The sequence below is a fragment of the Streptomyces sp. NBC_00289 genome (genome assembly GCF_041435115.1).
Classification (GTDB): domain Bacteria; phylum Actinomycetota; class Actinomycetes; order Streptomycetales; family Streptomycetaceae; genus Streptomyces.
The window spans coordinates 7,264,183-7,275,897 of the sequence record NZ_CP108046.1; the positions used below are offsets into that span (position 1 = coordinate 7,264,183).

The window sequence follows — 11,715 nt, forward strand, 5'->3', positions numbered from 1 at the left end:
CTGGCTGCGGAGAGTTACGCCTCGGGCTCCACGAGCAGCCGGGCGTAGTTCGCCATGGAGCGCTGGTAGCGCGGCAGATGGGGAGCCAGTGCGCCGAGCGCCAGGGAGAGACCCTCGCGGTCCCGGCCGAGACTGGACAGACACAGCGCGAGACACGCCCGGACGGCGTCGTCCAACTCGTCCGAGGGGGCGTCCAGTTCGGCGGTCAGGAGTTTGACGCCCTCTTCCGCCTCCCCGATGTTGCGCAGCGAGCTGGACAGTTGGATCTTGGCCCGGCGGCCCTTGTAGCCGCTGGCCTCGCTGAGCCCGAGCGCCAGCGCCTCCCGGTACAGCGGGGCCGCCCGGTCCGAGTGACCCGTGGAGTCCCATGCGCAGGCCTGCTCGAAGGGGCCGAGCGGACTGTCGTCCGGCAGCTCGGCGACCAGCGCGTCGACCACCGCCCGGAAGTCGGCCGCGTCCGCCTCGGCGTAGTCGTCGAACGTTGCCCAGGCGGCATTCACACGGTCTTCCCAGTCTTGGTTCACCGGGTCACTCTCGCACGGGTGTGCCTGGGACGGCAGGGGTATTTTGAGTGCTTGGCGCGCGGGAGCCGTATCGAAGGCAGAGCCCCTCGCCCGGGCTCTGTGCGGCATGCGTCCGGACCGTGCCGCCGAAGGGACCGGAGGAACACATGAGGCTGACCCGACCGATGCTCGCGCTGACCGGCGCGGTGGCGGTGCTGGCGCTGGCGGGCTGCGGATCCGGCGCGAAGAGCGAGGCGGCCGTGCCCGAGACGGCCACCGGCAGCCTGGAGCACCTGGCCGCCGAGGTGAAGTGCACCCCGGACATGCAGACCGACGCCGACGAGATCCGCCAGGCCGTCTGCAAGAACTCCGACGGCAAGTTCATCCTGGTGACCTTCGCCACCGACCGCGGCCAGCGCGAGTGGATCAACGAAGCGAAGGACTACGGCGGTCACTACCTGGTCGGACGCAAGTGGGTGGCCGTGGGCGAGAACCCCACGGTGTCGGCGCTGCGCGGCACGCTCGGCGGTGACATCGAGCAGGGAACCGACCACGGGGCCTCGCACTCCGCCGGCCACACCGGTTGATCCCACCGGCGCGGGGCCCGGCAGGCACCACTGCGCCGAACCTGGTGCGGACACAGAAGAAGGCCGGTGGCGGGAGATCCCGCCACCGGCCTTCCTCATGGGGTCACCTCAAGAGGTCACTGGCAGTTCTTGCCGGTGTTGACGCAGTTCGCGACCTTGTTGTTCAGGTTCGCGTTCATCACGTTGATGAAGTCGTCGTGGTCGGTGGACGGCTTGTGGAGCTGCTCCGGGAAACCGTCGACCGCGTAGGGGTTCTTGATCTGCCCGTTCGCCAGGACCGGGGTGGGAACGTCGTAGACCAGGCGCATCGTCAGCTGCGGGATGGCCTTGAAGCCGTTCGCGCAGTTGCCGTTGGCGTCGGCGAAGGCGACGTGCGTGCGGTGGTTGGCGCTGTCGATGTTCTGACCGTCCCAGCAGGACTGGAAGGCGAACGTGCGCACCACGCTGCTGCCCTTCGGGCAGATCGGGTACTGCTCGGTGAGCTGCACCTTGTTCTCGAAGCCCGTGCAGCTCCAGTGCGCGTTGGCGTTCGCCAGACCGTTGGTCGTGGTCTTGGCGTCACCGGTGATGATGCGCAGGAACTGCGGCATCGCGACGACCTTGCTGGTCGGGCTGCCGACGAACTTGATCTGAGCCTGCTTGGCGACCAGGATCTTGCCGACGTTGCCTTCCTTGCCACCGCCGTCGTTGTTCTGGTCGAAGTCCTGCGTGCCGTCCTGCACACGGACGACCGGCCAGTAGTACAGCGACTTGTCCTGCTGGTTCTGGCAGGTGGTCTCGCCCCCCGCGAACGTGTTGTTGTTCGAGAAGGCGTCGTTGGTCTGGTTGCCGACGTAGTCGTGCAGGTGGTGCGCGCCGTTCTTCACGCCGGGCGCCACGATCACGTTGTCGGTGTTGTGGCTGCCGTTGGCGTTCACACCGCACCTGGTGGTGAAGGTGCCGGTGGAGGCGTTGCCGGACTTGCGCGGCTTGGCCTTCACGTTCGCCTGCACCTTCGTGATGTCCACGAAGTCGGCCGCCACCGGGCCGTTGCCGGCCTGGCCGCCGTTGCCCGCCTGCTGGCCGCCGTTGTTCTGGCCGGCGCCCTGGCTGGGAGCGGCGCTGGCGGTGGCGCCACCGCCCTGCTGCTGGCCGCCGTTGTTCTGCTGACCACCGTTGTTGTTCTGCTGGCCGCCGTTCTGCTGGCCGCCCGCGGTGGTGTTGTTCGCGTTCTGGGTGGTGCAGGCGGCGAGCTGGCTCACCGAGTTGTTGAACGTGCCGCCGACCCGCTGGATGTTGATCCGGATGCGGTCGATGGTCGCGTTCCGCTTCTCCTTGAGCGGGCCGACGATCGCGTTCTGCACGAAGCTCGCGTCGTTCGTCTGTGCCTGGCGCGTGGAGGCGAGGCGGGCGTAGGCCTCGGTGATCTGCTTGTCGAGGTTCGCCAACTCCTTGTCGACGCCGGAACGTGCCCCGTTGGGCACGTTCGTCAGCTTCTGGCCCACGTCGGGGCAGGAAATCGTCGCGACCTGCGCGGCGGCGGCCTTCGTCTGGTTCTGCGACGAGCTGTTGGACTCATGCGCAGAAGCGTAGAAGTTTGCCCAGATCAGCCCGCCCCCACCGAGCGCTAGGGCCGCAGATGCGGCTATGGCCTTGTTGGCCAGCGGCGTGCGGCGTTTGCGTGTGTTGCGTCCCATGGAACTCCTCTGACTTCCTTGCGGGGCAGCATCGAGGCGCCCGACAGGAGTGAAGCGGCTCCCATTCATACGAGGGGGGTCCCACAGGTGTTCAGCCGACTCAGAAATTGATGAGAGATTCGTCAGACAATTCGGCCCCAACTCCCGCACACGTCACGGAATTCGATGCCGTCAGGGGGTTTGGGCCGCTCCACGGTCCAGATAGGCCAGCACCGCCAGTACGCGGCGATTGTCGTCGTCCGACACCTCGAGTCCCAGTTTGGCGAAGATGTTGGAGGTGTGTTTGGCGACGGCCCGTTCCGTGACCACGAGCTGCCCGGCGATCGCCGCGTTGGAGCGGCCCTGCGCCATCAGCTCCAGCACCTCCAGCTCGCGCGGGGTGATCCGCCCCAGCGGCCGGTCGCCGGCCGCCCGGCGCGCCAGCAACTGCTGGATCACCTGCGGATCCATGGCCGTACCGCCCGCCGCGACCCGCCGTACGGCGTCCACGAACTGCTCCGCGTCGAACACCCGGTCCTTGAGCAGATAGCCCACTCCGCCTTGCCCGTCGGCGAGCAGCTCACGCGCGTACAGCTGCTCCACGTGCTGCGACAGGACGAGGACCGGAAACCCGGGCTTCTCGCGGCGGGCCCGGAGCGCGCACTGCAGGCCCTCGTCCGTGTGCGTGGGCGGGAGCCGCACATCGACCACGGCGACGTCCGGTTCGAGTTCGGCGAGCGCCCGCTCCAGTTCGGGTCCGCTCTCGACGGCGGCGGTGATCTCGAAGTCGTAGGCCTCCAGCAGCCGGACGAGACCGTCCCGCAGCAGGAAGAGGTCCTCGGCTAGGACAACACGCAAGGGATCTCCATGGTCACCATGGTGGGACCGCCGGCAGGGGAGCTGACGGCCAGGACGCCGTCGAATGTACCCAGTCGCCGCTCGACACCGGCGAGACCCGAGCCGGCCCCGATCGCCGCGCCGCCCGCGCCGTCGTCGGTGACGGAGATCCGCAGCCGACCCGCCTCGTGGTGGAGGTCGACCCAGATCCGGTCGGCGCCGGAGTGCTTGACCGCGTTGGTGAGCAGCTCGCTCACGGCGAAGTAGGCCGCCGACTCCACGGGCGCGTCCGCGCGGCCGGCCCCGAGATCGACGCTCACCTCGGTGGTGACCGGCAGCCGCAGCGCCAACGCCCGTACCGCGTCGCCGAGTCCGCGCTCGGCCAGCACCGGCGGGTGGATGCCACGGACCAGATCGCGCAGTTCGGAGAGCGCCTCGGCGGACGAATGACGGGCCTGCGCCAGAAGCTCCTTGGCCTGCTCCGGGTTCTTGTCGACGAGCATCTCGGCGGTGCCGAGATCCATGCCCATCGCGACCAGCCGGGCCTGGGCGCCATCGTGCAGATCCCGCTCGATACGCCGCAGCTCGGCGGCCGAGGTGTCCACGGCGTCCCGCCGGCTCTCGGTCAACGCTCTTACACGTTGGGCCAGTTCGGCCCGCCCCGGGGCGAGCATGGCCTCGGTGAGGCGGAAGTGCACCTGGAGCGCGCGCCCGGTGAAGCGGGGGGCGGCGACGAGGATGACGGCCCCCAGGGCGGCGGCGCCGAACGCGGTCGCCTGATCGCTGACGGGCACGAAGCCGTACCAGTACGGTCCGTACGCGCCGTACGGTCCCGCCGTCATGGTCCGCCACAGACCGGCCGCCAGCGCGAACCCCTCCAGCGGATAGAGGACCAGGACGGCCGGCAGCAGAGCGGTCAGGAAGCCCGCCGTCATGTCCACCGGAAGCCACCGCAGGTCCCGCCACGTCGACGGGTCGCGCAACAGCGCGGAGGTGCGCCTGAACGGGTTGGCGGTCTCGGGAACCGGCCGGTACGCCGACGGGATGCGCACCCCGCCCCACCGCTCGGCGAGCGCCCGCCGCCGGTCGGCGTAGGCGCGCACTCCCTTCACCACGTACGGCGTGGTGAAGGCTCCGACCCCGATCGGTATCAGGGCCATGGACACGAGGCAGAGGCAGAGGCAGAGGACGGCCGACGGCAGCGACACGACGGCCAGCGCGAGGCCCCGCCCGGCGGCGAGCACCGTCTCCCGGGCCCTCGAACGGCCGTCGGCGCCCTTGGTGTTGGTCATGCCGTCAGTCTGGCCGAGCCGCGGACCGCCGGTCACTGGCCCGACACCCCCGGTCAGGGGGTGGTGCCAGGTACACCCCCGGACCTCGATCCGCCAGCGGTGGCCGTCGCGAGCACCTTCGCCTCCACCTCCGGGTCCAGGCTCTTGCGGGGGCGGTCCGGACGCTGGGGTGCCGTACCGCCGATCGACCGCAGCCAGTCCCAGGTGTCGGCGACGGTCTCCTCGACGGGACGGCAGGACAGCCCCGTCGCCACCGCCCGTGAGACGTCCGCCGCGTGCAGGGCGTCGTGCATGTCGGTGCCCGGCGGCACCCACACGGGCAGTTCGGTCCACGGCTGGATGCCCGCGTCGAGAATGATCTCCGGGGCGGTCCACCGCAGCACGGCGTCCGAGCCCGTGGCCCGCACACACGCCTCCAGCAGTTCGCCCATCGTCGCGTGTCCCTGCGGGCTCATCAGGTTGTACGGCCCGCTCAGCTCCCGCTCGACCGCGCCGAGTATCCACTCGGCGAGATCGCGGACGTCCACGTACTGCAGGGGCAGATCACGCGGGCCGGGGGCGAGGACCTGGCCGCCGCGGGCGATCCGGGTCAGCCACCAGGGCAGCCGGCCGACGTTCTCGTACGGGCCGAGGATCAGCCCGGCCCGTACGAGGACGGAGGCCTCCGCGCCGAAGGCGTCGGCGACGGCCAGCTCACCGCCGCGCTTGTCCCGGGCGTAGTCGGTCTGTCCGGCGTCCGGGTCGGCCCCCTCGACCACGGGCGCGTTCTCGGCGTACCCGGCGGGCGGGGCCCAGGAGTACACCGAGCAACTCGACACGTACACGTACCGGCGGGCGCGGCCGCGCAGCAGCCGTGCCGCCTCGTGCACCGCGCGGGGCGCCGCCGACCAGGTGTCGACGACGGCGTCCCAGTCGCCCTCGGCCAGGACGTCGAGGCCTCCGGGCGCGGTGCGGTCACCGGTCAGCGACCGGGCGCCGGGGGCCGGTGCGTGCCGCCCCCGGTTGAGAACGGTCACGTCCCAGCCGCGCCCGAGGGCCGCCTCGACGACGGCCCGTCCCGCGAACTCCGAACCACCCAGCACCAGAAGTCTCATACCGGTGATCGTGCCCGGTCCGGAGGCGGCGGGGAACGGTGCTCTGCCGTCGGCAGAGGAAGCGGGTCAGTGCCCCGTCGGCGGTGTGTACTTGTAGCCCACCCGGCGCACCGTCTGGATAGCGGACCGGTGCTCGGCGCCCAGCTTGCGGCGCAGCCGGGCGATGTGGACGTCGACGGTACGGCCGTCGCCCACGTGCCCGTAGCCCCACACCGTGGTGACCAGCTGGTCGCGGGTGTGCACCCGGTTCGGGTGCGCGACGAGGTGCGAGAGCAGCTCGAACTCCAGGTAGGTGAGGTCGAGCGCGCGTCCGTCCACCTCGGCGGTGCGCTGCACGGTGTCGACGCGCACGAGCAGGTCGCCCGCGAGGCCGGCCGCCGGGGGTGCCTCCGGCTGGTCGGGCACCGCCACCGGCAGGAACGGCGGCCGCTGGTCGGCGGGGACCAGCACCAGGTAGCCGATCATCGGCGGCCGGCCCGGCAGGGTGGGCAGGGTGTGCTGGGGCGCGGGCAGCCAGGTGGCACCCGGGGGCAGGAAGTCCGCGACGTCGATCACCTCGTCCCGGTCGACGGCGCGCAGCCGGTGCCGGGCGGTCCCGGCCGCCGCGGGGGTGGACGGGGAGGGAAGAGTGGCGGTGGAGAAAGAACGAGTGGTCGCCATGAGAGGTCAGCTCTTTCGCGCGAGGAGTTCGTCAGGGAGGCCGACGACCCGAGTTCGTGGTCGGGCTCGTCGAGGACGTACGTCGTTTCGCGCTGGCCGAAGGCCGGGGGTGTACGGCGTTAGAGGGCCGGCGCGTTCGTCGCGCGGCAACACACCCGGTCGAAGTCGTGGTGCTGACGGGAGGGCCAGAAGGGCTCGAGGTCATGTCGACCCGTCGCGGTGTGCTTCTGGTAGGTGGCCATGAGCCCATTGAAGCAGAACGACGCCGTCGGCAGGACCCTCCTCTCACTGCTTGGACGCTTCCCGCCCCGAAGTTGACGGCGGCCGGGCACGCGGAAGGGGCGCCCGCCGTGACGGCGGACGCCCCTTCCCCGGGATGCGGGGCGGATCAGACCTGGCCGGCCTTCTCCAGCGCGGTGCAGCAGGTGTCCACGATCAGGCGGGTCACCAGGTACGGGTCGACGTTGGCGTTCGGACGGCGGTCCTCGATGTAGCCCTTGCCGTCCTTCTCCACCTGCCACGGGATACGGACCGAGGCGCCGCGGTTGGAGACGCCGTAGGAGTACTCGTTCCACGGGGCGGTCTCGTGCAGGCCCGTCAGACGGTCGTCGATGCCGGCGCCGTAGTGCTTGACGTGGTCCAGCGGCTTGGAGCCCTCACCGAGCGACTCGCACGCGGTGATGATCGCGTCGTAGCCCTCGCGCATCGCCTTGGTGGAGAAGTTGGTGTGCGCCCCGGCGCCGTTCCAGTCGCCCTTGACCGGCTTCGGGTCGAGGGTGGCGGAGATGCCGAAGTCCTCGGCGGTGCGGTAGAGCAGCCAGCGGGCCAGCCACAGCTGGTCGGAGACCTCCAGCGGGGAGACCGGGCCGACCTGGAACTCCCACTGGCCGGGCATGACCTCGGCGTTGATGCCGGAGATGGCCAGACCCGCCTTGAGACAGTTGTCGAGGTGCGCCTCGACGATCTCGCGGCCGAAGATCTCGTCGGCGCCGACACCGCAGTAGTAGCCGCCCTGGGGGGCCGGGAAGCCGCCCTCGGGGAAGCCGAGCGGACGGGAGCCGTCGAAGAAGGTGTACTCCTGCTCGATGCCGAAGATCGGCTCCTGGGAGGCGAACTTCTCGGCGACCTCGGTGAGCGCGGCACGCGTGTTGGACTCGTGCGGCGTCATGTCGATGTTGAGGACCTCGCACATGACGAGGACATCGTCACCGCCGCGGATCGGGTCCGGGAAGGTGGCGACCGGCTTGAGGACCCGGTCCGACGCGTGACCCTCGGCCTGGTTCGTGGAGGACCCGTCGAACCCCCAGATCGGCAGCTCGGCGCCCTTGGCGTCGTCGGCCAGGATCTTGGTCTTGGAGCGCAGCTTGGCCGTCGGCTCGGTGCCGTCGATCCAGATGTACTCAGCCTTGAAGGTCACGGGCCACATCCTTCGGGGGTGGTCTGGGCGCACTTGCGGGTGCTGCGGTGCTGCGGTGCTGCGGTGCTGCGGTGCTGCGGCACTGAGGCACCGCTTTCGATGCCGGGCAGCCTGTCAACAGGCGATTTCCCGATCATTGCTCGAACGTGAACCCCGTGTTACCTGGTGGTGGTGTGCCGCGATTCACGGAGTGAGGGAAGGCGCCCGGCGCCTATGTCGACCGGGGGACGCGGAAGGAGATCGTCCGCACGCCCTGACGGGCGGTGTCCCGGCGGCTCGTATGCGATGGGATTGAGCGGCGTACGAGGGGTAGGCCGCCGCCGGGCAGAGCGTTCGCGCTCGATGCCCGCCGTGTACGGCTGTGCCCGCTGTATGGGGCGATGGGTGGCGATGGTGCCGGTCCTGACACGGCGGGGCCCGGCTGCTCCTGGCCGGGAGCAACCGGGCCCGTGACACGTACCTGGGAGGTGGCGGCCGGGGGCCGCCGCCTCAGCGATCCTCTCGGCGGTCGCGCCTCACCCCACCTTCTCGATCAACGCTCGGCGGATCAGGAACTTGCCGGGCTCACGGACCTGTTCGAAAGCCGCGTTGTTGAGCAGTGCGCAGCTGCCGGAGACCGAAGTGACCTCCACCGTCGTGGACTTGTTGTTGTCCAGGTTGGTGACCTTCAGCTTCGTCCCCGCCGGGAACTGGTTGCTGGACGCGGCAGGCGCTCCGGCCTCGCCGGACAGAGTGACGGTGGAGCCGTTGCACACCTGTTGGCCGGACGCAGCGCCACCGCCGGCGTTTCCCGCGGGGGCCGCCGCGGAGGCCGTCTGCGAGGGCTGCGCGGTCTGCTGGGCGCCTCCCGCCTGCTGTCCGCCCTGCGCCGGCTGCGTCGCCTGGGAGCCCTGAGCCGACTCCCCAACGGCGCAACCGGACGCCTTCTGCTGAACCTTGATCTGCGCGATGACGGCCTCACGGTTGGCGATCCGCGCCGCGGACTGTGCGTCCGGTTGGGCCCGTTGGCCGTCGATGAACGTCTGGTTGTTGCCGAGCGCGGTGGCCAGCCCCTGACAGACGGTCGACTCCGCGGCCGACAGCGTGCGGGGCGTCTGCGCGGCGTTCGAGGTGTTCGCCATGGCGAAGGCACCGCCTCCCGCCACCGCCGCCGCGCTCACCAGCAGCGCGAGCTTCTTCTTCGTACTGACAGTTCTCCTACGGGACATGCGCGCCTCCTGGAGGGGTCGGGGAGCGTACGTCGTGATGTACGAGATACCGAACGAGGTTACTCAGCGGTTACAGGAGTCAACCGAAGTGACGTGGGCCACATCGCCGTGGGTCATACCGCCAACTACCGTGACAGGGCGTCCCGTACGGCCTCGTCGGTGCGGCCCACCACCGCCGTGCCGTCGTCGGCCGTGATGATCGGGCGCTGGATCAGCTTGGGGTGGTCGGCCAGGGCCTCGATCCAGCGTTCACGGGACGTGTCGTCCCGCGGCCACTCCTTGAGCCCGAGCTCCTTGGCGGCCGCCTCCTCGGTGCGGGTGATGTCCCACGGCTCCAGCCCGAGGCGAGCCAGGACCTCGCGGATCTCGTCCCGGCTCGGGACGTCCTCCAGATAGCGGCGGACGGTGTAGTCGGCACCCTCGGCGTCGAGCAGGCTGACCGCGCTGCGGCACTTCGAACAGGCCGGATTGATCCAGATCTCCATACCGTCCACGGTACGCGAAAACCCGTCCTCCACCTGCGTCACTACAACCCCGAAAGCCCTTGTGGCCAGGGGTGTTTGTCAGCGCCGGGCAGTAGAATAGAAGCAGTGTTCGAGGGTGTCGCCGGGGTGGCCGAACTCCGGGAGAGAGACCCTGACCGCGACAGGAGGATGCCTGTGCCCGCTGCCGCACTGAAGCCGAAGCCGTTGTCCACCCAGTCCACCGCGAAGCACCCCGTGCTGCTCGACCTGCCCTACGCGCCCGTGGAGAAGCGTGCGCTGCCGCCGGGCCGGCCGCGCGAGTGGTACGTCACGCACAACCGCCGTCTCAAGGCCCTGCGCCTGGCGATCGCCCTGCTCGACTCGGGCGTCTACGTACCCAACCAGGCCCGCAACGAGACGATACGGAGCACGGCGGAGACGATCGGCGTCCACCCGCCGTCGGACACGACGTGCCACATGGTGCGAGCGCTGATCCGCTACTCGCGCTGAACGAACGCCGGGCGGGCCGCGTCGCGAGCCCGCCCGGCGTTCGTATCGACCAGGACGAACTGCCGTGCGCCGCTGCCGACTTGCGAGCATGCCTTGCGCTGACGTGCGGATCGGGCCGTACGCCGACCTGCCGGGCGTGCCCGGCGCCACCCGTCGGCCGGCCCCTACGCCGACAGCTCCTTCTCCAGCGGTGTCCTGAACCGGGGTGTCACCCGGGTCGTACCCACCCAGCCGCGCAGCCGTTCGGCCTCCGTCTCGATCGCCGTGCGTGCCTCCCGGCCGACCCCGTCGGTCTCCAGCAGCCGCCACGCGATCTCCCCGTCCGGCCGCTGGGCCCACCCGCCCACCACCCGCCCGTCCCACCACACGGTCGGCCCCACGTTGCCGCTGCCGTCGAACAGCAGGGGGCGCAGCCGGGGCGCGAGGTACCAGTCCCGCTGTTGCCAGCCCATCGCCGTCGGATCGAGTCCCGGCAGCAGAGCGGCCCACGGCTCGACGGCCTCCGCCATCGGGCCGGTGTCGCCGTCGACGACGTACCCCGTGCCCTCGTCCACGGCCACCGGCCGGGCCCCGATCGCCGCCAGCGCCCGGCGGACCTCCGTCACCCGCCATCCGGTCCACCACTTCAGGTCGGCCTCCGTGGCCGGCCCGCACACGGCGAGCCACCTCCCCAGCAGCGACGCCTGCGCCCCGGCCGCGTCCAGCTCGGGATGCTCGGGAGCCACCGCCCAGCGGAACTGGCTGGACGTCCAGGACCCCAGCGGCCGTCCCCGTACGACCTTCCCCTCCACGCCCAGCACTCTCAGCAGCCGCGTCGAGACGGTGTGCAGCCCCTCGTAGCTCTTGCCCGCCGCGTACACCCACTGCTCGCGCAGGCGCGGCTCGTCCTGCGCCAGTTCGGCCGCCGTCGCCTGGCCCCGCCGGGCCAGCGCGGCCAAGGCCGACTCCTCGACCTCCTTCAGCCAGGCCGCGTCCGGCGCCCCGGCCTTCGCCATGTCCTTGAGCAGCGCGGCACGCTCGCGGGCGGCGACCGCGAGACCCGTCGAGGCGTGCACGACCGCGGTCAGGTCCGTGGGGAACACGAACACGGTGTGCCGCATGCCGTGCATACGCACCAGCGTGCGGTCCGTGTAGAGGGCGCGGCCGGTGTCCGGCACCGTCTTCGCCGGGTCCGCCAGGCGCGCGCCCACGGCCAGGTACACCGTCGCCGGATCGGTGCCGTGCAGGGCGACGAGCGAACCGGCGACCTCCTCCGGGCTCGCCGCCCGCGCGGGCCCGGCCACCCGTTGCCGCAGCGCGAGCCTCGTCCGGCGCTCCGCCACTCCGATGTACCGCTCCTCGCCCGCCATGCCGACCTCCACCCGTATCGCCCTGAGCCGATCCTCCCCGACGCCACTGACAACCGCCGTCACCCGAACGCCGTACCCCGCATGCGGGCGCCCCCACGCCTGGCCTTCACTGCCTTCAGGAGGTGACGGAAGCCAGGAG

At 70.8% G+C, this 11,715-nt stretch carries 12 protein-coding genes; 2 read left to right on the forward strand and 10 right to left on the reverse strand.

Translation table 11 applies throughout. The annotated features are described in order from the left end of the window. Positions 1-14 precede the first annotated feature (14 nt). Positions 15-524: a tetratricopeptide repeat protein gene (locus tag OG985_RS32805; RefSeq protein ID WP_371671963.1), complete on the reverse strand. Its 510-nt coding sequence runs from the start codon at positions 522-524 to the stop codon at positions 15-17. Positions 525-670: 146 nt separating this feature from the next. Between OG985_RS32805 and OG985_RS32810 the strand changes: the two genes are divergently transcribed. Further along, the gene (locus OG985_RS32810) at positions 671-1,090 is read left to right on the forward strand and encodes a hypothetical protein (protein ID WP_371671964.1); all 420 of its coding nucleotides are present in this window, start codon (positions 671-673) and stop codon (positions 1,088-1,090) included. A 116-nt stretch (positions 1,091-1,206) separates the two neighbouring features. Here the strand turns inward: OG985_RS32810 and OG985_RS32815 are convergent, their stop codons facing one another. The 8 genes from OG985_RS32815 to OG985_RS32850 form a co-directional block, all read right to left on the reverse strand. Continuing rightward, the gene (locus OG985_RS32815) at positions 1,207-2,766 is read right to left on the reverse strand and encodes a DUF1996 domain-containing protein (protein WP_371671965.1); all 1,560 of its coding nucleotides are present in this window, start codon (positions 2,764-2,766) and stop codon (positions 1,207-1,209) included. A gap of 171 nt (positions 2,767-2,937) precedes the next feature. Then, the gene (locus OG985_RS32820; protein WP_371671966.1) at positions 2,938-3,603 is read right to left on the reverse strand and encodes a LuxR C-terminal-related transcriptional regulator; all 666 of its coding nucleotides are present in this window, start codon (positions 3,601-3,603) and stop codon (positions 2,938-2,940) included. Further along, a complete protein-coding gene (locus OG985_RS32825; protein ID WP_371671967.1) occupies positions 3,588-4,874 on the reverse strand; it encodes a sensor histidine kinase in 1,287 nt (428 codons plus the stop codon). The genes OG985_RS32820 and OG985_RS32825 overlap by 16 nt, the downstream gene beginning before the upstream one ends. 53 nt (positions 4,875-4,927) lie before the next feature. Next, a complete protein-coding gene (locus OG985_RS32830; RefSeq protein ID WP_371671968.1) occupies positions 4,928-5,968 on the reverse strand; it encodes an NAD-dependent epimerase/dehydratase family protein in 1,041 nt (346 codons plus the stop codon). Positions 5,969-6,034: 66 nt separating this feature from the next. After that, positions 6,035-6,628: a winged helix-turn-helix domain-containing protein gene (locus OG985_RS32835; protein WP_371671969.1), complete on the reverse strand. Its 594-nt coding sequence runs from the start codon at positions 6,626-6,628 to the stop codon at positions 6,035-6,037. Between the two features lie 388 nt (positions 6,629-7,016). Further along, positions 7,017-8,045, reverse strand: a complete 1,029-nt coding sequence (gene glnII / locus OG985_RS32840) for a glutamine synthetase (protein WP_371671970.1) — start codon at positions 8,043-8,045, stop codon at positions 7,017-7,019. Between the two features lie 515 nt (positions 8,046-8,560). Then, positions 8,561-9,253 carry a hypothetical protein gene (locus OG985_RS32845; RefSeq protein WP_371671971.1) on the reverse strand — a complete coding sequence of 231 codons (693 nt, stop codon included), beginning with the start codon at positions 9,251-9,253 and terminating at the stop codon, positions 8,561-8,563. Positions 9,254-9,378: 125 nt separating this feature from the next. Next, positions 9,379-9,738 carry an arsenate reductase family protein gene (locus OG985_RS32850; protein WP_371671972.1) on the reverse strand — a complete coding sequence of 120 codons (360 nt, stop codon included), beginning with the start codon at positions 9,736-9,738 and terminating at the stop codon, positions 9,379-9,381. A gap of 174 nt (positions 9,739-9,912) precedes the next feature. Between OG985_RS32850 and OG985_RS32855 the strand changes: the two genes are divergently transcribed. Beyond that, complete coding sequence (locus OG985_RS32855) at positions 9,913-10,227, forward strand: hypothetical protein (protein WP_371671973.1); 315 nt, start codon at positions 9,913-9,915, stop codon at positions 10,225-10,227. Between the two features lie 164 nt (positions 10,228-10,391). Here OG985_RS32855 and OG985_RS32860 read toward each other — a convergent pair whose 3' ends face one another. Further along, positions 10,392-11,576, reverse strand: a complete 1,185-nt coding sequence (locus tag OG985_RS32860; RefSeq protein ID WP_371674571.1) for a winged helix DNA-binding domain-containing protein — start codon at positions 11,574-11,576, stop codon at positions 10,392-10,394. Positions 11,577-11,715 lie beyond the last annotated feature (139 nt).